Origin of the sequence: Bacteroides sp. AF29-11 (genome assembly GCF_003602895.1) — a bacterium.
GTDB classification, from domain to species: domain Bacteria; phylum Bacteroidota; class Bacteroidia; order Bacteroidales; family Bacteroidaceae; genus Bacteroides; species Bacteroides uniformis.
The window spans coordinates 301,476-325,364 of sequence record NZ_QTLY01000007.1; the positions used below are offsets into that span (position 1 = coordinate 301,476).

General features: G+C 44.5%; 20 protein-coding genes, 2 tRNA genes and 2 pseudogenes. 20 read left to right on the top strand and 4 right to left on the bottom strand.

What is annotated here, in order from left to right:
- Nucleotides 1-13 precede the first annotated feature (13 nt).
- Nucleotides 14-86 (top strand) — tRNA-Gly (locus DWZ03_RS13845).
- 72 nt (nt 87-158) lie between these two features.
- On the opposite strand, the gene DWZ03_RS13850 is transcribed toward DWZ03_RS13845, so the two are convergent.
- Nucleotides 159-755, bottom strand: a complete 597-nt coding sequence (locus DWZ03_RS13850) for a DUF4923 family protein (RefSeq protein WP_087332535.1) — start codon at nt 753-755, stop codon at nt 159-161.
- An 11-nt stretch (nt 756-766) separates the two neighbouring features.
- Nucleotides 767-1,375: a ribosome biogenesis GTP-binding protein YihA/YsxC gene (gene yihA, locus DWZ03_RS13855; RefSeq protein ID WP_005836522.1), complete on the bottom strand. Its 609-nt coding sequence runs from the start codon at nt 1,373-1,375 to the stop codon at nt 767-769.
- A gap of 175 nt (nt 1,376-1,550) precedes the next feature.
- Between yihA and recR the strand changes: the two genes are divergently transcribed.
- From recR to DWZ03_RS13870, 3 genes are read left to right on the top strand one after another with little or no spacing between them, the layout of a single operon-like run.
- Nucleotides 1,551-2,168: a recombination mediator RecR gene (recR, locus tag DWZ03_RS13860; protein ID WP_035448317.1), complete on the top strand. Its 618-nt coding sequence runs from the start codon at nt 1,551-1,553 to the stop codon at nt 2,166-2,168.
- 48 nt (nt 2,169-2,216) lie between these two features.
- Complete coding sequence (locus DWZ03_RS13865) at nt 2,217-2,675, top strand: hypothetical protein (RefSeq protein ID WP_016272662.1); 459 nt, start codon at nt 2,217-2,219, stop codon at nt 2,673-2,675.
- 13 nt (nt 2,676-2,688) lie between these two features.
- Nucleotides 2,689-3,225, top strand: a complete 537-nt coding sequence (locus DWZ03_RS13870; protein ID WP_016272661.1) for a GNAT family N-acetyltransferase — start codon at nt 2,689-2,691, stop codon at nt 3,223-3,225.
- Here the strand turns inward: DWZ03_RS13870 and DWZ03_RS13875 are convergent.
- Nucleotides 3,218-3,826 (bottom strand): YqgE/AlgH family protein, encoded by a 609-nt coding sequence (locus DWZ03_RS13875; protein ID WP_016272660.1) that lies wholly within the window; start codon nt 3,824-3,826, stop codon nt 3,218-3,220. The genes DWZ03_RS13870 and DWZ03_RS13875 overlap by 8 nt on opposite strands.
- 125 nt (nt 3,827-3,951) lie before the next feature.
- Here DWZ03_RS13875 and DWZ03_RS13880 point away from each other — a divergent pair, with 125 nt between their 5' ends.
- Nucleotides 3,952-7,059, top strand: coding sequence for a SusC/RagA family TonB-linked outer membrane protein (locus tag DWZ03_RS13880; RefSeq protein WP_120130281.1), 3,108 nt, complete (start codon nt 3,952-3,954; stop codon nt 7,057-7,059).
- Between the two features lie 20 nt (nt 7,060-7,079).
- Nucleotides 7,080-8,660: a SusD/RagB family nutrient-binding outer membrane lipoprotein gene (locus DWZ03_RS13885; protein WP_044467587.1), complete on the top strand. Its 1,581-nt coding sequence runs from the start codon at nt 7,080-7,082 to the stop codon at nt 8,658-8,660.
- 28 nt (nt 8,661-8,688) lie between these two features.
- Here DWZ03_RS13885 and DWZ03_RS13890 read toward each other — a convergent pair whose 3' ends face one another.
- A complete protein-coding gene (locus DWZ03_RS13890) occupies nt 8,689-10,005 on the bottom strand; it encodes an aminotransferase class I/II-fold pyridoxal phosphate-dependent enzyme (RefSeq protein ID WP_016272657.1) in 1,317 nt (438 codons plus the stop codon).
- Between the two features lie 165 nt (nt 10,006-10,170).
- Here DWZ03_RS13890 and DWZ03_RS13895 point away from each other — a divergent pair.
- From DWZ03_RS13895 to DWZ03_RS13960, 14 genes and pseudogenes are all read left to right on the top strand, one after another.
- Nucleotides 10,171-10,244: transfer RNA gene (locus DWZ03_RS13895), tRNA-Asp, on the top strand.
- A gap of 375 nt (nt 10,245-10,619) precedes the next feature.
- Entirely contained in the window at nt 10,620-11,435 is an 816-nt protein-coding gene (locus DWZ03_RS13900) for a carboxymuconolactone decarboxylase family protein (protein ID WP_016272656.1), read from the top strand.
- A 434-nt stretch (nt 11,436-11,869) separates the two neighbouring features.
- A pseudogene (locus DWZ03_RS13905) lies at nt 11,870-13,170 on the top strand (ATP-binding protein).
- Between the two features lie 147 nt (nt 13,171-13,317).
- Entirely contained in the window at nt 13,318-14,334 is a 1,017-nt protein-coding gene (locus tag DWZ03_RS13910; RefSeq protein WP_016272653.1) for a transcriptional regulator, read from the top strand.
- A gap of 138 nt (nt 14,335-14,472) precedes the next feature.
- A complete protein-coding gene (locus DWZ03_RS13915) occupies nt 14,473-14,709 on the top strand; it encodes an NVEALA domain-containing protein (RefSeq protein WP_005835266.1) in 237 nt (78 codons plus the stop codon).
- The gene (locus DWZ03_RS13920) at nt 14,678-15,745 is read left to right on the top strand and encodes a BF3164 family lipoprotein (protein WP_009037140.1); all 1,068 of its coding nucleotides are present in this window, start codon (nt 14,678-14,680) and stop codon (nt 15,743-15,745) included. The genes DWZ03_RS13915 and DWZ03_RS13920 overlap by 32 nt, the downstream gene beginning before the upstream one ends.
- A gap of 270 nt (nt 15,746-16,015) precedes the next feature.
- Nucleotides 16,016-16,255 (top strand): NVEALA domain-containing protein, encoded by a 240-nt coding sequence (locus tag DWZ03_RS13925; RefSeq protein ID WP_005835269.1) that lies wholly within the window; start codon nt 16,016-16,018, stop codon nt 16,253-16,255.
- Nucleotides 16,256-16,281: 26 nt separating this feature from the next.
- Entirely contained in the window at nt 16,282-16,509 is a 228-nt protein-coding gene (locus tag DWZ03_RS13930) for a hypothetical protein (protein WP_008665591.1), read from the top strand.
- 198 nt (nt 16,510-16,707) lie between these two features.
- Nucleotides 16,708-17,694 carry a BF3164 family lipoprotein gene (locus DWZ03_RS13935; RefSeq protein ID WP_225982649.1) on the top strand — a complete coding sequence of 329 codons (987 nt, stop codon included), beginning with the start codon at nt 16,708-16,710 and terminating at the stop codon, nt 17,692-17,694.
- Between the two features lie 2 nt (nt 17,695-17,696).
- Nucleotides 17,697-18,569: a DUF1573 domain-containing protein gene (locus DWZ03_RS13940; RefSeq protein ID WP_034523106.1), complete on the top strand. Its 873-nt coding sequence runs from the start codon at nt 17,697-17,699 to the stop codon at nt 18,567-18,569.
- A gap of 12 nt (nt 18,570-18,581) precedes the next feature.
- The gene (gene lepB / locus DWZ03_RS13945) at nt 18,582-19,472 is read left to right on the top strand and encodes a signal peptidase I (protein WP_016272652.1); all 891 of its coding nucleotides are present in this window, start codon (nt 18,582-18,584) and stop codon (nt 19,470-19,472) included.
- A gap of 1 nt (nt 19,473) precedes the next feature.
- Nucleotides 19,474-21,393: a hypothetical protein gene (locus DWZ03_RS13950; RefSeq protein WP_120130282.1), complete on the top strand. Its 1,920-nt coding sequence runs from the start codon at nt 19,474-19,476 to the stop codon at nt 21,391-21,393.
- A 44-nt stretch (nt 21,394-21,437) separates the two neighbouring features.
- A complete protein-coding gene (locus DWZ03_RS13955) occupies nt 21,438-23,396 on the top strand; it encodes a transglutaminase domain-containing protein (RefSeq protein WP_117963743.1) in 1,959 nt (652 codons plus the stop codon).
- Between the two features lie 34 nt (nt 23,397-23,430).
- Nucleotides 23,431-23,889: pseudogene (locus DWZ03_RS13960) on the top strand (hypothetical protein); the annotation flags it as partial.

Sequence of the window (23,889 nt, forward strand, 5' to 3'; positions counted from 1 at the left end):
AGAGTCATCCCATGCGGAAATAGCTCAGTTGGTAGAGCATAACCTTGCCAAGGTTAGGGTCGCGAGTTCGAGTCTCGTTTTCCGCTCTTTTCAGATAAAAAAATCTCGCAAGCATTGTTCGGTGCTTGCGGGATTTTTTTGTTGTATGGAAGTTGTTGTTACAGTTTCTGTAATGAGAATCCGAGCATCATTCCGTCGTAGCTGTTGGCCAGCGAGCCGATACTCTTCAGAGTGGAGTTGCTGCTTTTGCTGGAGAGGAAGGTTATCAGTTTCAGTAGCTTGTCCGATTCGAACAGCAGGTCCATAGTTGTGGAGGTAGCGTTGACCTTGGCATTCATACCTATCAGCTTGGCGAATTTCAAGTTGACCTTTTGGGTGGATGCATCGTAGGAGTAGCTTCCCTTCATGCTCTTTTGCCCTACTTTGGCGCTGAATGTGCTGTCGGCGTTGAATGTGAATGACATTTGCCCGGCTTTGATGCCTACTTTGGCAAGCTGTTCGTCCAGTTTCTTTTCTGCGGCTGTGGCGGCAACGGCACCGCCGGCTTTCTGCAGCAGGTTGTCCGATTCGAATTCAATGGCGGAGCCGGTATACGACCAAGTGCCGGTCATATCCGCTGTTGACTTGCCGGTCACGGCATTTACCGCCTTCTCTATATTTTCTTTGTTGAACAAATCCTTGATGGATTGTGCGTGACTATTGCCGGTCAGCAGTAGTGCGGCAACAAACAGTTGCCAAAAAACTAATCTTTTCATTTTACTTATGTCTATTGTTTGCTATTCAGGCTTTTGTTGATACTTTCGATATAGTCCAGCAGCTCTTTCCGTCCCATGCGGTTTTCAGAAGAGGTGATGAAGTAGGGAGGCAGCTCTTCCCACTGTTCCTTCAACTGTTCCAGGTATTCGTTGATGTGGGTGTTCAGTCTGCCGCCTTTCAGTTTGTCGGCCTTTGTGAAGACGATGGCAAAGGGTACGCCGTTCTCGCCCAGCCATTCCGTAAACTCGAGGTCGATGGCTTGGGGAGCCAGCCGGCTATCTATAAGAACAAACAAACAAGTCATCTGTTCGCGTTGCAGTATATAACTTTCTATAATACGTTTGATTTGTTCCTGCCCTTTCTGTCCCCGTTTGGCATAGCCGTATCCCGGAAGGTCTACAATGTACCAGCTCTTGTTGATGAGGAAATGGTTGATGAGCATGGTCTTTCCCGGTGTGGCAGAGGTCATGGCAAGCCCTTTTCTCCCGGTCAGCATATTGATGAGACTGGATTTTCCTACGTTGGAGCGTCCGATGAAAGCATATTCGGGAAATGTACCAGTGGGGCATTTCCGCACGTCTGTGTTACTGATGACGAATTCAGCGTTTGTAATATCCATTTTGTTGCCTTTTTGGGGTTTTACGTGTGGCAAAGGTAGCACTAATTTCATAAGTTTGTACTATCTTTGCCCAGAAAGCGAAGATAGGCTGTACCTCAGCATAAAAAATGAACTCGTTCATTTTATTCTGCATTCGGTTTGCACTATCTTTGTGGCCAATAGGAGAATTTTAAGTATGAATGGACAGTTTCCCTCTACATTATTGGAGAAGGCGGTAAATGAGTTTGCCAAGTTGCCCGGAGTGGGACGCAAGACGGCTATGAGGCTGGTTCTTCACCTGCTCCGCCAGGATACGGCAGTGGTGGAAGCGTTCGGCAATGCCATCGTGACGCTGAAGCATGAAGTGAAATATTGCAAGGTATGCCATAATATATCAGATACGGAGACGTGCCGCATCTGTTCCAGTCCGCAACGGGACGCTTCTGTGGTTTGTGTGGTAGAGAACATCCGCGATGTGATGGCTGTGGAAGCCACACAACAGTTCCGTGGTTTGTATCACGTGCTGGGAGGTGTCATCTCGCCGATGGATGGCATTGGCCCCGGAGACTTGCAGATAGAAAGCCTTGTGCAGCGGGTAGCCGCCGGCGGCATCAATGAAGTGATTCTTGCGCTGAGCACGACGATGGAGGGAGATACCACCAACTTTTATATCTACCGCAAGCTGGAAAAACTGGGCGTGAAGCTCTCTGTCATAGCCCGTGGCATTTCCATCGGCGACGAATTGGAGTATACGGATGAAGTGACTCTGGGACGCAGTATTGTGAACCGCACTCCATTTTCCGGAACTGCCTGATTGTTTGGGCCATTATCAATTATTCATTATCCACTATCAATTTACTAAATGGAAGAACAAATAAAGAAGACCGCAGCGCGTGTCCGAACAACTTTTGCCTATTTCTGGATGCTTCCCATCCTGCTCGTTCTACTTGGAGAAACCGGAGGCGGATGGGTAGGTATGTATGCCGGAGATGTACGTGTCACCTATATGGCTGAGACGGTAACCATTCTGCTGGCTGCCTCTTGCGTACCCATAGCCTTGAAACTCTTTTCATGGGTATTAATCCGGAAAATAGATGTAGTGACGCTTCCCGAAGCCCTCCGCCTCTATGCGCTGTGGAGTGGCGTGCGGCTGGCATTGCTTGCCATACCGGTGCTTGCAGGCTTTTTCACCTATTATATCATGTTGAGCAGTACGGGTGCACTGTGTGCACTGATAGGACTGACGGCTTCTCTGTTCTGCCTACCGGGTGAGGGACGCCTGCGTAAAGAACTGCATATCAATAAAGAAGAAGAAATGTAACCGACTGGAAGATATGAATAAATCTTATTTCTGCAGTGAAAGGGTGCGTCTCCGTGCTATGGAGCCGGAAGACCTGGAAGTGATGTATGCTATGGAGAATGATTCCCAGACTTGGGATGTGACGAACTTCACCGTACCCTATTCCAGATTTGTCTTGAAACAATATATTGAGAATTCCGAATGCGATATGTTTGCCGACCGCCAGCTGCGTATGATGATTGTACGTGCAGAGGATGATGCGCTGATAGGTACCATCGATATTACAGAGTTTTCTCCCATGCATGCCCGGGGAGAGGTGGGCATTGCCATACGGAAGGAGTATCAGGGCAATGGTTATGCCAAGGAAGCGCTGCGTTTGCTGTGCGACTATGTTTTCAGTTTCTTGTATCTGAAACAGTTGATAGTCCATATCTCGGTGGATAATGAGGCAAGTATCCGCCTTTTTGAATCCTGCGGTTTTGTGCGTTGCGGGCTTTTGAAGGAGTGGTGGCGCGTAGGAGGATGCTATAAGGATGTCGTGCTGTTGCAACTTCTCCGAAGCACTAATTGAGCGTTGGAATCTGAGGGAAACGCGACCATATTTCATATTTTGCTCCCAGCTTGCACAATGCCTTCTTCCAGAGTGTGCCGCTGGCCGCCTCGTTCATTAGCGAACTGATGTTTTCTTTGCCTACCAGCCAGGTGTTTTCTTCAATTTCCCGGCCCAGTTGTTCGTACTCCCAGCCGGAGTATCCCAAGAAGAATCTGATTCTGCCTTGAACGGGATTTCCCTGCATGATGTAGTTTTTAATGGCTTCAAAGTCACCGTTCAGGTAGAAGCCTTTGCCGATGGACAGCGCTCCGGTAATACCCTCGAGCGTGTGCAGATAGAACAATGTATCTGTGCTGAGTGGTCCTCCTTTATAGATAGGTATACTTTCCGGGCAGTCGAAGTCTTTCAGCACATCATTCAAGAATAGGGGGAGCGGTTTGTTCAGAACCAGTCCCATTGTGCCGTCATGTGTATGGTCCACCAGTAGAATGACGGATCGTCCAAACATATGGTCACACAAAAAGGGTTCGGAAATCAAGACCTTTCCCTGGGCAGGAACCACATGGTTTGTTTCTATCTTGAATAGATTTATATTGCTATACATGCCCCTAATATACATAATATTCCACAATAAACCAAAGTTCTTCGCTGTTTTTCATTTTAAAAGTTTCTTTTCTCAGATTTTATGGCTTTTTTTATTCGGAGAAAATACTTAAGTTTGCAAGTAATTGGCAATTTAATGCAATGAAATATACTACATTATATACGTTAATTTTAGGGCTGTTTTCTATAGGATGGACGGATTGCCCGGAGGATTTTATGGAGCGTATGCAGCGTCCGGGACATTCTGAAATACAGCTTTCTAAAGTGACGATAAGTGGCCGTGTGCTGGATGAAAGCGGGTTTCCGTTGGCCGGTGCCACTATTCAAGAGAAAGAAACTGCCAATGGTGCGATAGCGGATTCGGAAGGAAAATTCACTCTGGTGGTTGCCGATAATGCAGTGCTTCGTGTTTCGTTTATCGGCTACATGTCCCAGGATATTGAGGTGGAAGGACATTCGACCTTTCATATCACACTAAGAGAAGATATGATAGAGCTGGATAACGTTATTGTTACCGCTTTGGGTATCGAAAAGAAAGAAAATTCTCTTTCTTACGCCACAGATTTAATAAAAAACGAGGAGTTGACGCGAGTAAAAATGCCCAACTTAATTACTTCGTTGACCGGCAAGTCGGCAGGTGTGCGTGTCAATCAGGTTTCTTCCGGTCTGGGAGCCTCAGCCAAAGTCAGTATCCGTGGAATCCGTTCGGTGGCGAGTGACAACCAACCGCTGTATGTGATAGACGGTGTTCCCATTCTGAACTCCACTTCCGAGCAAGCATACTCTGCCATAGGCGGAACGGCCAATGCCGGCAACCGTGACGGAGGAGACGGCATTTCCAATCTGAATCCTGAAGATATAGAGAGTATCAGTATCCTGAAAGGAGCTCCCGCGGCAGCTTTGTATGGTAGCCAGGCTGCCAATGGGGTGATACTGATTACTACAAAGAAGGGGCAGTCGCACGGGCAGCGCAGTGTTTCTTTCTCGACGAGCCTAATGTTCGACAATGCTTTTGCGCTACCCAAGATGCAGAACCGCTATGGAGTAAGTGACGGTGTGGACAGTTGGGGAGAACGGGCAAACCTTCCCGAATACGATAATCTGAGAGACTTCTTCTCTACTGGTGTCACCTCCATAACTTCCATCTCCTTGAGTCACGGCAATGAGAAGTTGCAGAACTATTTCTCCTATGCTAATACTACGGGGCATGGCATCATTGGGAAACATAACCTTTCGAAGCACAACCTCACTTTCAGAGAGACTTCCGTTCTATTGAATTCCCGTCTGAAGTTAGATGGCAGTATGAACCTGATGCGCCAGGTGGTGAAGAACAAGCCTACCGTGGGTGGTTTCTACATGAATCCTTTGGTGGGGCTCTACCGTTTTCCACGGGGTGAGGATATTGCTTATTATAAGGAGAACTTCGAGGTTGATGATGAGGGTAGAAACTTGAACATACAGAATTGGCATACCTCTTACGAGGATTTTGAGCAGAATCCCTACTGGATTACCAATCGCATATTGAGCAAGGAGAACCGCATGCATGTCATAGTCTCCTTATCCGCCAATCTGAAGATAAACGATTGGTTAAGCCTGCAGGCCCGTGGCAATGTAGACTATATTAACGACAAGGTGCGCCAGCAGTTCTATGCCTCTACCGCTCCGGCGTTGGCGGGAGCCAATGGGCGTTATATCGAGATGGACTATCAGGAAACCCAATATTACGGAGACGCCATACTGATGATGAAAAAGCAGTGGGATGCATTCTCTCTCAACGCGGCGCTCGGTGTCAGTATCAATGACAAGACTGTGAACTCCACCCGCTATGACTCTAAAACAGCTTCGCTGAAATATGCCAATGTGTTCAATCTGGCCAATATCATCATGAATGGTTCTGCCGGGCTGGACCAGAAGATTGATGCGCGGCGCCAATTGCAGTCCTTGTTTGCGACGGCACAACTGGGCTACAACGAGTTTGTCTATCTTGATTTGTCGGCCCGTAATGACTGGTCTTCCACGCTGGCTTATACATCTCATGAGAAAAGCGGGTTCTTCTATCCCTCCGTGGGATTTTCGCTGATATTCAATAAGCTGATGACTTTACCCCAATGGGTGTCACTGGCAAAGATAAGGGGGGCATACAGCATGGTGGGCAATGATATTCCCATGTTCATCACAAATCCTTCCTCGCATATCACGGCGGGCGGAGAGTTCCTGGCAAGTGATGCCGCGCCGTTCAAGGATATGGAACCGGAGATGACGCACTCCTTTGAGGCGGGTATAGAAGCGCGTTTTTTAAAGAACCGCATTGGTTTGAATGCCACTTTCTATAAGACGAATACCCGGAACCAGTTCTTCAAGCTTCCTACTCTGTCGGGCGATAAATATGCCTACCGTTATGTCAATGCGGGTGATATACAGAATGTGGGGTGGGAGATTTCATTGGATGCCGTTCCTTTGCTGACAAACCATTTCAAGTGGAAAACAGAGGTGAACTTCTCCACCAACCGCAACAAGATAATTTCACTGCACGAAGCGCTGAAGGAGTTTCTTTACGGTCCTACCAGCTTCTCGTCCAGTTATGCCATGAAATTGGTGAAAGGGGGCTCTATCGGTGACATCTACGGAAAAGCTTTTGTACGTGACGATGCGGGCAATATCGTTTACGGCACGGAAGGAGACAATACCGGCATGCCTTTGGTGGAAGGTGATGGCAATACGGTGAAAGTGGGCAATGCCAATCCAAAACTGATGCTGGGCTGGAATCATATGCTGTCTTACAAGAATTTTTCTTTCTATTTTCTGGTGGATTGTCGCTTTGGAGGCGATATTTTGTCCCAGACGCAGGCGGATATGGATATGTATGGCGTTTCTGAAGTCACGGCCCGGGCCAGGGACAAAGGTTATGTAATGCTTGAAGGTAACCGGATAGATAATGTGAAAGGATTTTATAAGAATGTTGTAGGCGGACGGGCCGGGGTGACGGAATATTATATATATGATGCCACGAACATCAGGCTGCGTGAGCTGTCCGTGGGCTACCAACTGCCTGCTGCCTGGATGGAAAAGACCAAAGTCCTCAAGCGGGCACAACTGTCCTTTTCGGGACGCAACTTGTTCTTCTTCTACAAAAAGGCGCCTTTCGACCCTGACCTGGTACTCTCTACGGGCAACGATAACCAGGGAATTGAAGTCTACGGTATGCCTACCACGCGTAGTTGGGGATTTTCTTTGAAGTGTGAATTTTAAGAGGGGGAGGGAGACTTGATATGAAGAGGATTATAGTACTGATTGGCATGGTTTTCGTGTTTCTGGCTTGTACGGGAGACTTTAAGGAAATCAATACGGACAAGTCCGGCGTGACGGACGAGGACTTGCAGGCCGACTATAACGAACATGGCATCCGTCTTGGAATCATCCAGCAAGGCATCTATTTCAATTACGACTACGGAAAGGGGAAGAACTGGCCTTTTCAATTGACCCAGAATTTGAATGCCGACATGTTCAGCGGTTACATGCACGATGCCAAGCCTCTGAATGGAGGTTCGCACAATTCGGACTACAACTTGCAGGATGGATGGAACAGCGCCATGTGGGGACATACCTATGAGTATGTTTTCCCGCAGATATATCAGTCGGAGAATGCCACACGTGACCGTATGCCTGCCTTTTTCGGCATTACCAAGATACTGAAGGTGGAAGTGATGCACCGTGTCACGGACTATTACGGCCCTATTGTGTATAGTCATTTTGCCGATCCCGAAGCCCGTTATATGCCTGACACGCAGAAAGAGGTCTATAGTGCCTTTTTCTGTGAACTCGATACGGCTGTTGCTGTACTTTCCGATTATATTGTCGAGCATCCGGGAGCTTCGGAGTTTGCGCGTTTCGATATGTTGTTGGACGGTGATTATGACTCTTGGATAAAGTTTGCCAATTCGTTGCGGATGCGGCTTGCCATGCGCATTGCGGTAGCCAGTCCGGAGAAGGCAAAAACGGAATTCCGTAAAGCGATGGATAATGAATACGGAGTCATTCGGGAGGCGGACGAGTCGGTGGCGGTTTCCACGGCGAGTGGATATACCAATCCGTTGGGCGAGATAAACCTTGTTTGGAATGAAGCTTATATGGGAGCGCCGATGGAGTCCATACTGAACGGATATGAAGATCCCCGTCGTGAAATCTATTTTGCCACTTGCCAGAATGAACAGTTTGCAGGCGAGTATCGCGGCATTCGTCAGGGTACATGCTTTGCACATAACTATTATAATACACTCTCAAAATTGAAAGTCACCCAGCAGACTGATGCAGTGTTGATGCCGGCAGCAGAAGTCTGGTTCCTGCGTGCCGAGGCTGCCCTACGGGGATGGACCGATGAGTCGGTGAAAACCTGCTATGAAGAAGGGGTAATGGCTTCTTTCCGTCAGTATGGCATCTTGCAGTCCGATGCTTATCTGGAGAGCGACTTGTTGCCTGCCGATTTTGTGGATACCTACGATATGGAGAATGATATTACCGCCCGTTGTCAGGTTTCGCCACGCTGGCTGGAGTCAGCGGATAGGGATACGAAACTGGAGAAGATTATTACCCAAAAATGGATTGCCATGTTTCCCGAAGGGTGTGAGGCTTGGGCTGAACAGCGCCGGACGGGGTATCCCCGGCTATTCCCCGTACGCTTTAATCACAGTAAAGACGGGTGCATAGATACTGAGACAATGATTCGCCGTCTGAACTTTCCCGGCGGACTGAAGACGGAGAATGCCGAGCAGTATGCCGCTTTGGTAGAGGCACTGGGTGGGGATGACAATGCCGGTACCCGATTGTGGTGGGATACCGGCATCAACTGGTAGAGATACCTTATTTATATAGGGATATTTTTTATTGGATGGGGTGATTCTCGGCAAAAATCGCCATACGTTCGTCCAACTGGTCGTACTGATGGTCTTGGATAAAGGAAGTGCAGGCACGCAATCCTTCTTGATGGCTTCCGGTGGTCACCAGCGAAATGGCGCTTACACCGTAGTACATTAGTTCCCGCGCAAGTTCTCCGCTACTCATGCCCGGATAACCGATGGTGAAATAGAAACCGTCGGCAACGGGATCACCCAAATCATTGTCGTATACCAAGTGGAAACCGTGGCGCAAGAAGATTTCTTTCAGGCGGCGGGCACGCTCACCGTATACTTTCACTTCATCAAGGAAGTTGTATTGACCTTCATTGGCTGCTTTAAGCATGGCGGCAAGAGCATACTGCGCAGAGTGGCTGGTGCCGGAGGAGAGCGCATAGAGTACGCGGTGGATGAATACTGTGCCGAAGGTGCCGCCGCCGTAGCGTTGTGTCAACCCGGGATAGGCCCGATGATACAGTTTGTCCGAAATGCAGCTGACACCGATACGTTGACCGGCATAGCTGAAAGCTTTGGAACCGGAAATGAGCAGCACGTAATAGTCCGTATAGTGTGCCACAGAAGGTTGGTAAGGCGCTTGGAACGGTTTGCTCAAGTCTTGGCGGAAGTCCATGGCAAAGTAGGCGAGGTCTTCCAGCACAATGACGTCATATTGGGTTGCCAGTTCGCCGATGATGCGCAACTCTTCTTCTTTCAGGCAAATCCAGCTGGGGTTGTTGGGATTGGAATAGACGATGGCGGAGATATTGCCTTTGCTGAGGTAACTTTCCAGCTTCGCTTTCAACTTGTCGCCACGGTAGTCATATACGTCAAAGGTTTCATATTTCTGTCCCATCACGACCAACTGCTGCTTCTGTACCGGGAAACCGGGATCGATGAAGAGAATGGTATCCTTTTTCTCATCGCATTGGCTACATGTGAGAAATGAAGCGAAAGTTCCTTGCATGGAGCCGGTAACTGGTACACAACCTTCGGGGGCTACATCTACATTGATAAAGGCTTTGATGAAACGTGCTGCTTCCTCTTTCAAGGCGGGAAGTCCGTTGATGTCCGGGTAGAGGCTGGCAATACCATTCTGCAATGCCTCCACCTCTGCCTGTACGCCGACGGTTGAGGGGGGGAGTCCGGGTACACCCATTTCCATTTTTATGAATTCCACACCCGATGCCGCTTCGGCATTGGCTGCAATGGCTTTTACTTCACGGATGGTTGCTTTGGCAAAGTCTGTGATATGAAAATCTGCGATAGTTTCATCTATCAACTTACGTTCAATAGGAGTATTTCTCATGATTTCAATATTAATTTAGTTTTGCAAAGGTAACATAAATCTCTTATAATCAAGCTTTGTTAAAAAAAAGATGATTTTTTTTCTTTCAATCTATTGCAGATATAAGAATTTTGTCTACCTTTGCAACCGCAATCGAGAGAGATGGCAACAAAGAAATGAAATAATGGTGCGTTAGTTCAGTTGGTTAGAATACATGCCTGTCACGCATGGGGTCACGGGTTCGAGTCCCGTACGCACCGCGAAAGCAAATAGCAAATTAAAGCAAAGCTCTGAAATTCTTGAATTTCAGAGCTTTTTTTGTTTTCTGTATCGGCAGAGAATAACGATTAAAAACAAATCATGCGTGGGATTATTCGTGGGATTTCTGCCAGTCTTACTATACTCATCTGATGAACTTGAACTTTCTTGCGGTATAATCGGGAATTCGGGTACAAATATCCGTAAATCATATACACCTTCGCTTGTGCTATCGCGGTACCTTTATCATCAGAAGTTTAACAAGAAAAATAGAGTAATATAGCGTATGGCAAAAACAATTTTAGGAGTTCTGTCGAATCCCTGCAAGGTGACCCAGCTAACAAACTCAATAACTTCATGCAATAAATAGAACGACTATGAACAAGATTTTTTTAATTTCAGTATTCAGCATTTTAACACTCAATGTTATGGCACAGGAAAAGATAGTACAGACAGCAGGACGCATCCAGTTGGGTGAGTTTGCTCCTAAATTTGCGGAGCTCAACGACGATGTCCTCTTTGGCGAGGTCTGGAGCCGCACCGACAAACTCGGTCTGCGCGACCGTAGTTTAGTAACTATTACCTCTCTTATCAGTCAGGGAATCACGGATAATTCGCTCGTGTTCCACCTTCAGTCGGCAAAAAAGAACGGCATCACCCGTACGGAGATTGCCGAAATCATCACCCATATCGGATTCTATGCCGGTTGGCCCAAAGCGTGGGCAGCGTTTAATCTGGCCAAAGGCGTATGGGCAGAGGACACCGCCGGTGAAGATACCAAAGCCGCGTTCCAGCGTGAAATGATTTTCCCCATTGGAGAACCGAACACAGCATACGCACAGTACTTCATAGGTAACAGCTATCTTGCTCCCGTTTCACGCGAGCAGGTTTCCGTCTCTAACGTCACTTTCGAGCCTCGTTGCCGCAATAACTGGCACATGCACCGCGCTACTAAAGGCGGTGGACAGATGCTTATCGGTGTTGCCGGTCGTGGGTGGTATCAAGAAGAAGGCAAGCCGGCAGTAGAGATTCTACCCGGTACGGTTATCCATATCCCTGCAAATGTGAAGCATTGGCACGGTGCCGCTTCTGATGGTTGGTTTGCCCATCTTGCTTTCGAAGTTCCCGGTGAGGATACTTCTAATGAATGGCTAGAGCCGGTGACGGATGAAGAATACGATAAACTTAAATAATACAATCCACAAGTCAAAACTGAAACTATCATTTTGCTCTGTCATTAGCTTCGCTCAAAACCTTATCTGACTTTTTCATTAAAGTATAGTTTTTGCTTCGTTCTGACTGTGTTGAGACGGACGAACTCAACGTCTTCTTTATCAGCATACAACAGCTGTACGAACACTTTGCTGAATATAAAGTATCACTTTATCGCGAGTAAAGCAACACTTTATTGCGAGTAAAGCAGTGCTTTATCAGTGATAAAGTATCACTTTATTACGAATAAAGTGTCGCTTTATTGATGATACTCGATAACTTTTCATTTAACTTGTTCCTGTAGCGGGCACAAACGGGTATTGGGGTGCGGTTGCCCTGAAAAAAGGGCGTACTTTCTTTATTTGCGGAATATGTGTCATCTTTGTCATACTTGTAATTTAAAACAGTAGCAACTATGGAATTGATTGGCAGACGTTACTCGATAGGGATACAGAATTTTGAGGAACTTCGCAACCGGAATTGTGTGTATGTGGACAAGACGGAGCTGGTTTATAAATTGGTGAATACAGATAAGGTCTATTTCTTCAGTCGTCCCCGTCGGTTTGGCAAGAGCCTGCTCGTGTCTACGCTGGAGGCCTATTTCCTGGGGAAAAAGGAACTTTTCGAGGGACTGGCCATGGAACGGCTGGAGCAGGAGTGGGAGGCCTATCCGGTGCTGCACGTCGATTTCAGTCTGACGAAATATACCGAGCTGCGCGACTTGACGGGGCAATTGAATTTGTTTTTATCCCGTTGGGAAGAAATTTACGGAAAAAAGGAAGAGGAAGAGGGGGCGGCAGAGCGTCTGCAAGGCATCATCCTGCGTGCCTACGCCAAGACCGGAAAGCCGGTTGTAGTGCTGATTGACGAGTACGATGCTCCTCTGCTTGACAGTAATTCCGATGCCCTTTTGCAACAACAGCTTCGCAACGAGATATGCAAGTTCTTCAGTCCTCTCAAGGGATTGGGGCAATATCTCCGTTTTCTCTTCATCACGGGCATCAGCAAGTTCAGCCAGCAGAGCATCTTCAGCAGACTGAACAATTTGCAGAGATAGATATTCTGCGCCACGCAGACTTCGATGTGCGCGCTCTGGAAGGTGTTGAGGCTACCGATGAGCAGTTTGATGCGCCTACGGAACAGATAACGAGTCCCATTCCGGTGCTCTACCAGAGCGGTTATCTGACGATAAAGGGATATGACCCGCTGTTCCGCCTTTACAAGCTGGCTTACCCCAATAGTGAGGTACGTTATGGTTTTACGGAGTCCCTGCTTCCTTCATACGTTCATCGTTTTCCGCGTGAAAACACCTTCTACGTCGTCTCTTTCCTTCGCGACCTGATGAAGGGTGATGTGGATAGCTGCCTGGAGCGTACCCGTTCCTTCTTTGCCTCCATTCCCAATGATTTGGATAACAAGACCGAAAAGCATTATCAGACCATTTTCTATTTGTTGTTCCGGTTGATGGGGCAATATGTGGAGTCGGAAGTGAAGAGTTCCGTAGGCCGTGCGGATGTGGTGGTGAAGTTGCAGGATGCCGTTTATGTCTTCGAGTTCAAATACGACGGTACCCCGGAAGAGGCGTTGGCGCAGATTGACAGCAAGCAGTATGCCATCCCTTACCGGGCAGACGGCAGGCGTGTGGTAAAAATTGGCGTGAATTTTGACAGTTCCACGCGGACGATTGGCGGGTGGAAAATAGCTAAAGCAGATTAGAAGAAGAAACTGTTTTGATTTTATATCCTTCTTTCTCAAGTCATTTTCCTTTTTTCTTTATATTATTGTTTAACTTTGGCGCTATTAAGCGGATGCCTCTTCGAGTGCATGGGTAGAAATGAATAAGCAACAGAAAGGAAGGAGTAGATGAAACGCTATAAGAAGATTCTTATGATATGGATATGTGCCATTGTAGTGGTGGCAGTGTCTGTGATAGTAGCATTATATGATAATGCCAACCAGGGACAAGACGTGGCTAAGGAGGTTGCTGTAGAAACTCTGCGGAAGGTTGCGGAACGGGTCGTGAATCGGGAATTTGATGGGCTGGGGATGTTCTATGCATTTGGGTCTGATAGTGGTAAGAAGCATACCAAAAGGAAAGCGATATCAGAAAATGGTGAATTTGAAGTGATAATAGATTCATTGAAAGAGGCACAAGGACTATTCCCGTTGGATGTCGTAGGGTTTAAAGCCGATATGTTGAATTATTATGGAAAATTTCCATTGGAAGAGATTTGTCTTGAGTGGAAAGCTGAGATGAATGATAGGTATGGCGGAGTCATGTGTGCTCTTTTTCTGAAGGTTAATCCGATGGGAAAGGGCATTGTGCAAGAATTATCTACTGGAGATGAAACTATAATTGCTTCACAGAATGATTTAGGTACTTACTATTTGAACGGTATGTACACAATGAGGTTGACAGCTTATATGCTGCTTGATTTTTGGCACTGTGTGGATTGGGCAGACCATGTGCTGCAGATACTATCCTGTATTTTGTGCATTCTGTTATTGGGACTGGCGGTTTATATAGGAGGGCAACAGTATAGAAAGAGAAAAACGGCTGATACGTTGACAAAGAGCACTTACCGGTTCGGGAAGTATATATTTGATTCCGTCAACCATACACTGACTTATGAAGGTGAAAAAATATCTTGTACGCCACAAGCTGCGAAGTTATTACTTGGTTTTGCCAAGTCGTCCGAACTTTTCCTGACGAACGATGAAATAGCGGAAATTTGCGGTTGGCCATTGAGTGATTTGAATTTAGGCAGCCGCCGCAGAAAAGCAATAAGTTTATTGGGTAAACTCTTTGAGGCGGACGATTCCGTTCAGATTCTTCTTCTGCCGGAAAGGAAGGGGTATCAAATTGTTATCTCCAAGTAGATGAAATGTTAACCCATATTGGTGTGTCGGGTGTGAACTTTTTTTCACGCCCCAACTTTGGGCGTTTTCCGAATAAAGACTTGCAAAAGCCAAAATAATCCTTTTATCTTTGCTTGTGTAACAAAAAACAAAAACACTATGAAAAGCAAGGTGAAGCTATTAGGAACTTTGGCAATTAGTGCCATTTCGTTTTTAAGCTATGTTCAAATTAGTCATTCGGAAAAGCTAGATGATTTGCTATTGGAAAATATAGAGGCATTGGCTGCTGGTGAGAGTGGGGATGATAGCAAATGTTTTGGGAGTGGTTCAATAGTTTGTCCTTTAACAAATCAAGGAGTAGCTCATGTGCAAATTTATTATAGCCTGCCTCATTAGCCTATCCGCACTGTCCTTTTCCTCTTGTACACAGAAAAAAGTAGCAACTTCTGTTGCCTACATGGATTTTCCGCAAACAATCGAGCTGAAAGCGAGGGTGCAGCCATTGGACACCGCTTTGTTCCGTTATCCGTTCCGCGTTCGGGTGCAGGGTGATAAGGCTGTGGTAATGGATTTGCATGGCACGGACTACTTTTGCCATGTTTTCCACTATCCGGGTTTCCGCTATTTTGCTTCGTTCGGCAAGCGGGGCGAGGCTCCCGAAGAGATGCTTTCTGCTGAAAATATCCGATGGCATGGTCAATCTCTGTGGGGACTTGATGCTGGTAAGTCCGTATTAACCAAGTATGATTTTACTTCGTCGGGTTGCTCAATCGTTCCTCAGAAAGTGATAAATATGGATGCTGACATGCTTCGCGTTTTAGACTTTGTGATGGTTGACGACTTTACCTTCATTGTTCCGGACGGATCTGGCAGTAGCCGCTTTTGCTGGGTAAACTATCAAGGGAAATTATTGCGCAGAACCGGTCAAATACCGTCAGCCAACGCGGAGGCTTTACAGAATGCCCGTCCTGCATTGGCTCAGGCATGGCGTAGCTTCATCGACTATAATCCCCGAAATGGAGTGCTGGCAGCAGTTACCCAGTTGGGCGAAGTACTTGAAGTCTTTAATTTGAAAGATAGTACGCATGTGGTACGCATTGGTCCGCACGGTGAACCGGAGTTTAAGATTTCTCAGGGTTATGGTATTCCTACGGGTATCATGGGATTTAGCGATGTCCAAGTGGCAGACAGTGCCATTTATGCGGTTTTTCATGGGCGCTCTTTTAAGGAAATTGCGCAAAATGTACAGCAAGGTGTCTATTTGCCGGATGGAGGACGGTATATCTATGTTTTTAGTCTGACCGGCGAACCTCTCTGCAGGTATGTGTTAGATCATTATGTTTATGGCATATCGGTAGATGAACAAAAAGGAATAATCTTGGCAACGGATGTGAATAAAGATGATCCGATAATAGAGTATAGTATGAAATAAAGTAAACTATAATATGGATGGAGAGGAACGGACGGTTCACGTTTGGTTGGTGCATCTCGTACCGTCCGTTCCATAACCCACCAAGAAAGGAGGTCGAGGCAAAGATAGTAATTTGAATTGAAAACAGAGTGTGTTTTCTGCCATTTCGATAGGTATGGCAAGAAAAGAGTTCTCCAAGATTTTTATATCTTGATTCTGGTACGCAAGCATTATGCTTGTGGTAAATGATAAAAAAAGAATAATCTTATACTAATAAAACTGAAGAGTAGTATGAAGAAAATGATTAAGATAGCTTTTGTTGCAGCATTTGCAGCGATTGCAGGATATGGAGTTTATGCAAATCAGAAAACAGATGTTATGTCTGATTTGGCATTGGCTAATATAGAAGCATTAGCAGATGGTGGTGAAGGTTCTGGTGATTGTTATGGTTGTGCTATATATGCAATTGGTATCTGTAAAGATTGGGGATGGGGTGGATGTAAAGGACAATCGCTTATACACTATGTTTAATTAATAAATATAAATCAAGAAATAGTATGAAAAAAATATTAATATTGTTTGTTGTTCTGTTTTCTTTAATCAGTGTAGAAAGATTGCATACTGTAGAAGATACTGAGCAGATATGTGAGTTGCTGTTAAAGAATGTAGATGCTATGGCGTCTGGTGCAGAGATTATAATAGGTCCATTTTGTATTCAAACAGATCGTACATGTTTTGTAGATTATGATGGCTTTTTTGTAAGAGGGTATCGTCAGTATTTCTAGTAATTCATTTTATTGGATAAATACAGAAAATAATTCAGGAGAACTCTTCTTTGTTATTCTAAATAAAAGACAACAAAGAAGAGAATTCTCTTGATTATATGTTAATATACTAATATTTTTTTATTCTTTATTATGAAATATTTATTGGTTCTAATTTTAGTAGTTTCATTTTCATCATGTACAAATTATGATGAAAAAATGAGAAAATTTGATGCTTCATTTACAAAGATGCGTAAAATTACTTCTGCGAATGTCTTAAATCATGAATTAATTTTAGGGAGACCATATATTATTCATTATGCTGATTCATCGGTTGTTATCTATGATGATATAAATGATAGTATATTTACATTAATAGATTTAAGAGATAATAATTCTGTATATCATTTTGGAAAAAGAGGGGAAGGTAATAATGAATTCCTTCAGGTTTTTTCTTTGTGCTCTTTGTATGGAGATTCGTTAATTGGGGTATATGATGTTTATAAGCGGAACCTAGTGGAAATGAATCTACGGCAAATTAAACAAGGAAACATTCAATTTCCAGTGTTGATGCAGGATAGTCTGATGAGCTTAAATATATGCCCAACTCAATATGATACATATTTAGGATTAGGGTTTTATGAAAATAATATGTTTAGTCTTACTGGTAAGCATATTGGAAGTAGGTATTACTACGAGTATCCTTATCGTGATAAACAAGAAAAAGAAGTTAAAAATCGTTTAAGAGGAATGGCTTATCAAGGAACGTTATCTTCTAATAAATCATTGAATCGATTTGTCTTTGCTATAGGGTCAGCACCTATATTTTCATTGTATTCTGTAAATAAAGATAATATAGATAAATCATTTGAATTTGTAGGAGGATACCCTGAATATAAAACAGAAGATACAGGTACAACTAGGTCGGCCCCAATGAGTGTAGCTAATAAAATGGCTTTTATTAAAGCTTATGCTACAGAGAAGTATGTTTATCTACTGTATTCAGGAAATAGTTATAAGGAAGTTGGTGTAAAGGCTTTTAATGGAAAAATTATTTATCAGCTAGCTTGGGATGCCACTCCTATATGTAAGTTTGTCTTAGATTTTCCAATTATGAATTTTTGTGTATCAGATTCAGATGATACAATATATGCTTTAATGGATAAAGAGGAAGTAGAATTGGTTAAATATTCGTTGAATTTGTAGTTATGAATCGTATTTTATATATTTCTCTGTCAGTTATACTATTTATTTCTTGTGGAAATAAGGATCGAGAAATACTCGTAAAGTTAATGCAAGAGTGGAAAGGACGTGAAATATTGTATCCTAATGATATGCATTTTTTTATGCAAGGTCGAGATACTTTGAATGCAGATTCCATATGTATGTATAAGATAATAACCTATATAGATTCGATAGGTTGTATGAGTTGTAAATTGGGTTTATCACAATGGCAAGATTTTGCAGTAAATGTTGATTCTATATTCCCGAATACTGTGCATTTTCAGTTTGTTTTTCAGCCATATAAGCTTAATGAAATACGGCTTTTGTTAAAGAGAGAACGGTTTAATCATTCGGTATATATAGATAAAAATAATAAGTTTAATAAATTGAATAAATTTCCTTCTAATATGAATTTTCAAACTTTTTTGTTAGATAGAAATAATAGGGTTATTGCTATTGGTAATCCAATTTATAATCCTAAAGTGAAAGAACTCTATCTGAAGATTATTAAAGGTGAGAAGATAGAACGAAGAGATGAAAGTAAAGTGATAAAAACAGAAGTGGATGCCAGCAATATATCTGTTTCGCTGGGTCGTTTTGATTGGCAGGAGGAACAAAAAGCAACTTTTATATTGAAGAATGTGGGTGACAAACCATTGGTTATACAAGATGTTGCCACTTCTTGTGGTTGTACTACCGTAGCTTATTCAAAGGAACCGGCATTACCGGGTAAGGAAATAGCTTTGGAAGTGGTTTATAAAGCCGAACATCCGGAGCACTTCGACAAGACGATAACGGTATATTGCAATACAGAAAATTCTCCGTTGGTTTTGAAGATTAGTGGGGATGCAAAATAACTGATTGATGGGATGAAGGAGCGGCTGCAATTGAAAAAATGGTTGAATGGAATAACAAACGTATTATTCTGTCTGTGCCTGCTTGTTGTGATACTGATAGTATTGCAGGTGTTTGTGGTGACCTCCTTCAAGATACCGTCGGACTCGATGGAACCGTCGTTGCTGGCGGGTGATTGTATTCTGGTGGATAAATGTTCGGGTGGAGCACGCCTATTCAATGTGCTTGATGCCGTGGAGAAAAAGGAGGTGAGGATGCACCGTATGTCCGGATGGAGAAATTTTCAGCGGAATGATGTACTAGTGTTCAATTTTCCTTATCCGGGCAGGTGGGACAGCATTGCGCTGGACGTGATGTTGTATTACGTGAAGCGCTGTATCGCCGTGCCGGGTGATACGTTGGAGATAAGGAATACACATTATCGTGTGTCCGGATTTGATGGTATCGCAGGAAATGTGCAGGCGCAGGAGGAATTAGGTAAATTGATATCTTCGGGCATGACGGAGGAACGGGGCCTTGTTCTTAAGAGCTTTCCCGATGGTGGCTGTAATGGGTGGACTATCAGCGAGTTTGGGCCTCTTTATATACCGGCCAAAGGCAGCGTGGTAGGAATGAATCCGGAAACACGGTTGCTGTATCGGAACGTGATAGAGTGGGAACAGAAAAAGAAACTGACATTGCATGGAGATTCGGTTCTGCTGGGGGACAGTGTGATACACAATTACCGCTTCTGTGAGAACTATTATTTTGTTTCGGGTGACAAGATGGTGAATTCAAAAGATTCCCGCTACTGGGGATTACTGCCGGAACCATTTATAGTGGGAAGGGCATGGCTGGTATGGAAGTCCGTCAGCCCGAATACTGGAAAAATGAGATGGAAACGTATCTTTAAAAGAATAGACTAAGATGAAAGTTCTGTTTAAATTGCTCTGGATATTATTGATTGCCGGGATATTGGAGGCTTGCAATGCTTCCGGCAGATTGGAGTACGCACTGGAGTGTGCTGCAACCAACAAAGGCGAACTGGAAAAGGTACTGGAACATTATAAAGATGAGCCTGAAAAATATAAAGCCGCTTGTTTCTTGATAGAAAATATGCCTTATCACTATGCCCTTGAAGGTGAAGAACTGGATTCTTTGAAAACAGTGCTGGCTTCGGCAGATGCTTATGGGGTGATGCTGAAGGATACTGCCGTACCGGATTGGGATTATTATACCCCTTCCGGATTGCAGAGAAAACCGGATGTACTGAATATAAGGGCTGAATTCTTGATAAATAACATTGATTTGGCTTTTGATGGTTGGAAAAAGCGTCCGTGGAATGCTTCCCTTTCTTTTGCAGATTTCTGTGAATGGCTGCTTCCCTATCGTATCGGAAATGAGACTCCGGACAACTGGCGGCAGATATACCATGACCGTTATTCCTTTTTGCTGGACGAGGTTTATACGGGTATCGATGTAGTGGAGGCGATTAGCGTAGTTTGGGAGTATTTGCAGAAGGAAGACCCTTACCGGTTTACGTGGGTCTTTAACTATCCGCATTTGGGAGGAGAGTACCTGCTGCATAATCGTATCGGCAAGTGTCAGGATGCTTGTGATTTTATGATTTATGTGATGCGGGCCATCGGCGTCCCGGTAGCCTATGATTTCTATACTTTCAATGCGGAAACACGAAAAGGGCATGTGTGGAATGTGGTGAGGGATGTAACGGGTGTCTGCCTTCCTTTTACTTTCCCTTCCCGGAAGCCGGAACGGGGAAGTTTCTATATTGACAGTCGGCGCCCGAGCGTGGTTTACCGCCGGTGTTTTGGCAGGCAATGGGACATGGATGGTGATTTTATGCGGAACCAGTCCGTACCGGCTGCTTTTAAGGATGTGTTTGCAAGAAAAGTGTCGGATAATTATTTTGATTCGAATCTGGAACTGCCGGTAGAAGGGATGGACGGGAATTATGTTTATGTGGGGTTGTTCAGTGCTTATGGGTGGCGGGGAATAGATTTTACTAAGGTAGAAAGTGGAAAAGCGCTTTTCAGGAATTTGGCTTCGAGGCAGGTTTATATATTGTTGGCATTCGCAAACGGGCAGTATCGCCCTATTGGAAATCCTTTTTATTTTGATGGCAAGGATATACATCCTTATGTTGCAGATACCTCCAAGTGCTATTCTGCTGAATTGTATCGGAAATACCCTCTTTCGGAACGTATCAGGAATTATATGGGAGGGATAAAAGACGGGCATTTTGAGGCGGCTTGTGATAAGGATTTTAAAAATGCGGAGTTGTTGTGTACTGTGAAAGATACGCCCGGTATCAATTATAATCACGTTATTCTTGAGAAACCGGTAAGGGGTCGCTATGCCCGTTTTTGTTCTTCGGCAGAGGGATATGCGGAAGTTGCCGAAATGCATTTTTATAAAGGAGAGGAAGAAATTGTCCCTATAGACAGTTGGGGAGATGCTCCGGCTACAGTGGGTACTTTTGCCCATCAGGTCTATGATAATGAGCCGTTGTCGTATTTCATTTCATCAAAACCCGGTGCAAGTGTAACGGTGGATTTTGGAAAGGTTGTTACTATAGACAATTTTATGTATATGCCCCGTAACGATGATAACTTTGTCAGGATAGGGGATTGTTATGAACTCTTCTATTGGGGAGAGGGCTGTTGGAACTCATTGGGGAAGAAAATGGCAGAAAAACCTTTTCTGCCATATGACGGGATACCATCGGGAGCTTTGCTCTATTTGCATGACAGTACCCGTGGAGAAGAAGAACTGATATTTCATATGGAAGATGGTAAGCAGGTATTTGTATCGGATTGTAAGGATTGATTGGACTGCCTTTCAGATTGGAATAGAAAAAATGGAATAGTGATATGAAGCATTGGTGTGTATGGGTATGGTTTACAGCAGGTCTGTTTATGGCTTGTTCTTCGGAAAATCAGTGGCTGGACACAGCTTTGAATCTTGCCGGTGATAACCGTGCGGAGTTGCAAAAGGTACTGGACCGTTACAAGGAAGAGGACGGTGACAAATATCGTGCTGCTTGTTTTCTGATAGAGAATATGCCTTTTCATGGTGCTTACGAGGGAAAGGCCTTGGAGAATTACAGGAAGTATTTCAGTGAATACGTTTCATTTCCTTATTCCAGGCATGTGCAAGAGTTGATTGATTCCTTGAAAAGAGCAGATGGAGAATTTTCTATAAATCAATTGACTTATAAGAGGGACATTATGACGGTGGATTCCGCTTTTTTGGTCAATCATATAGAATGGGCATTCAAAGTCTGGCGGGAGCAACCTTGGGGAAAGCATGTTGATTTTGATACTTTCTGCGAATATATATTGCCTTATAGAATAGGGGATGAGCCGCTTTCTCTCTGGCGCAAAGAAATTTATGAGTGCTATAGCCCGATTTTGGATGAATTCAGGAAGACAGATGAGGCTGATAATCCTAAGGTTGCCGCCCAGTTGTTGATGGATACGTTGCGGAAAGCGAACTACCGGAATACGGCTCTTTTTCCGGTGGGGCCTCATTTGGGACCGGATGTACTGAAATGGCATACGGGCAGTTGCCGAGAGTTTACGGATGCCATGATATATGTGTTGCGGGCATTGGGCATTCCGTGCGGAGTAGATAGGGTGATGGTATTAGGAGACAACAATGCCTCTCATTTCTGGAATTTTGTTTTGGATAAGGAAGGAAAGACATACATTGCAAATCTTCCTTATGAAGAAGTATGGAGCAAAGCGGAAGAATATAGCATTTCGAGGGGAAAAATGTACCGGGCAACCTATAGTATTGATAAGGAGGCGGTACGGAAACTGGGGAAATATTCCGATGTTTACCCGGCATTCCGACGTCCGTTCTTCCGCGATGTCACTGCACTTTATACCGGTAGCAGGAATTGGACTGTAGCTCTTCCGGATTCTTTGCTTTCCGGACAGTTTCGTGAGGGGGATATGGTGTATTTGTGCCTTGCCAACAGACTACAATGGCAACCTATAGGATATACTTTCTTTAAAAAGCGGGAGGCTCGTTTTGAGGATGTGGGAGGCGGGGCGGTCTTTACGCTGGCTGCCTGGAACGGAAAGGAATACGCTGCAGTATCTTCTCCTTTTCTTCTGGAGCGTGAAACCGGAAAGATACGGTTCATTGTTCCGGAAGCTGAAAAGCAGGAATTGGTCTTGTATAGGAAGTGCCATCTTACTTTGAGTGTTCTTTTCAATGACCGGATGATTGGGGGAGTAGTGGAAGGAAGCGACCGGGCAGACTTTGGGCGGAAGGATACTCTACTTTTGATAAAGGAGGCTCCGTATCGGCTATATACTGTGGCCCGGTTGAAGTCTGATAAACCGTATCGGTATATGCGCTATAAGGGTGCTGACGGATGTTTCTGTAATATCTCGGAACTGGCTTTTTATGAGAATACGGAAGATACCATACCTCTATATGGGGAAATCATAGGTACTCCGGGAAGTTTTGAAGACAATACACATGAATATTTGAACGCATTTGACGGTAATCCGGATACTTCATTTGATTATATACATCCGGATGGAGGATGGACCGGGATGGACTTTGGAAGTCCCCATCGTGTGGAGAAGGTGGTGTATACTCCTCGTAATGAGGTGAATTTTATTTATAAAGGTAATTTGTATGAATTGTTTTATTGGGGTGGAGGAAAATGGAATTCTGTCGGGCGGCAAATGGCTGTGTCAGATTCTATTGTCTATTCAGGGTTTCAAGGTGCTTTATTTTATCTGAAGAATCACACAGCCGGTAAAGATGAACGGATTTTTGAATATAAAGACGGGAAACAAATCTTTTGGTGAATTATAGAATACTATTGAATATTTGATAGATAGAATGAATAATGTACGTAATCTATTGACTGGAAGTTTGGTCTACATTGCTTGTATAGTTTTATTGTCTTTGGCATGTAACGTTTCTTCCGGACTTCCTGTAGCTGATGTTATAGGGCAATGGCTCTATTTCGATAAAAGTGCATTGGTAGTTGCAGGATGTCTGTTGATGGCTGGATTGATGATGGAAAAAAGGTATTTTCTTTTTATACCGGTTTCGTGGGTATTGGTAATGCTGGGGGGCATTGAGGCTGTTTGGGGATTGAGGCAGCTTTATGGTTATGCTGTGTCCAACCATTCCTTGTATGTATTGACAGGTTCTTTCTTCAATCCGGGGCCTTATTCCGGCTATTTGGCCATGATACTTCCGGTCTGTCTGCATCAATGGCTGACCAAGAGGGGGGAGATTCTCTGCTCTGACCGGAATGACGGGAAAGGATGGAAAAAGGTGATGGATAAAGTT

Coding starts and splice junctions, on each gene's coding strand:
- DWZ03_RS13850 (WP_087332535.1), bottom strand. CDS start 755: ATGAAAAGATTAGTTTTTTGGCAACTGTTTGTTGCCGCACTACTGCTG.
- yihA (WP_005836522.1), bottom strand. CDS start 1,375: ATGGATATTACAAACGCTGAATTCGTCATCAGTAACACAGACGTGCGG.
- recR (WP_035448317.1), top strand. CDS start 1,551: ATGAATGGACAGTTTCCCTCTACATTATTGGAGAAGGCGGTAAATGAG.
- DWZ03_RS13865 (WP_016272662.1), top strand. CDS start 2,217: ATGGAAGAACAAATAAAGAAGACCGCAGCGCGTGTCCGAACAACTTTT.
- DWZ03_RS13870 (WP_016272661.1), top strand. CDS start 2,689: ATGAATAAATCTTATTTCTGCAGTGAAAGGGTGCGTCTCCGTGCTATG.
- DWZ03_RS13875 (WP_016272660.1), bottom strand. CDS start 3,826: ATGTATATTAGGGGCATGTATAGCAATATAAATCTATTCAAGATAGAA.
- DWZ03_RS13880 (WP_120130281.1), top strand. CDS start 3,952: ATGAAATATACTACATTATATACGTTAATTTTAGGGCTGTTTTCTATA.
- DWZ03_RS13885 (WP_044467587.1), top strand. CDS start 7,080: ATGAAGAGGATTATAGTACTGATTGGCATGGTTTTCGTGTTTCTGGCT.
- DWZ03_RS13890 (WP_016272657.1), bottom strand. CDS start 10,005: ATGAGAAATACTCCTATTGAACGTAAGTTGATAGATGAAACTATCGCA.
- DWZ03_RS13900 (WP_016272656.1), top strand. CDS start 10,620: ATGAACAAGATTTTTTTAATTTCAGTATTCAGCATTTTAACACTCAAT.
- DWZ03_RS13910 (WP_016272653.1), top strand. CDS start 13,318: ATGAAACGCTATAAGAAGATTCTTATGATATGGATATGTGCCATTGTA.
- DWZ03_RS13915 (WP_005835266.1), top strand. CDS start 14,473: ATGAAAAGCAAGGTGAAGCTATTAGGAACTTTGGCAATTAGTGCCATT.
- DWZ03_RS13920 (WP_009037140.1), top strand. CDS start 14,678: ATGTGCAAATTTATTATAGCCTGCCTCATTAGCCTATCCGCACTGTCC.
- DWZ03_RS13925 (WP_005835269.1), top strand. CDS start 16,016: ATGAAGAAAATGATTAAGATAGCTTTTGTTGCAGCATTTGCAGCGATT.
- DWZ03_RS13930 (WP_008665591.1), top strand. CDS start 16,282: ATGAAAAAAATATTAATATTGTTTGTTGTTCTGTTTTCTTTAATCAGT.
- DWZ03_RS13935 (WP_225982649.1), top strand. CDS start 16,708: ATGAGAAAATTTGATGCTTCATTTACAAAGATGCGTAAAATTACTTCT.
- DWZ03_RS13940 (WP_034523106.1), top strand. CDS start 17,697: ATGAATCGTATTTTATATATTTCTCTGTCAGTTATACTATTTATTTCT.
- lepB (WP_016272652.1), top strand. CDS start 18,582: ATGAAGGAGCGGCTGCAATTGAAAAAATGGTTGAATGGAATAACAAAC.
- DWZ03_RS13950 (WP_120130282.1), top strand. CDS start 19,474: ATGAAAGTTCTGTTTAAATTGCTCTGGATATTATTGATTGCCGGGATA.
- DWZ03_RS13955 (WP_117963743.1), top strand. CDS start 21,438: ATGAAGCATTGGTGTGTATGGGTATGGTTTACAGCAGGTCTGTTTATG.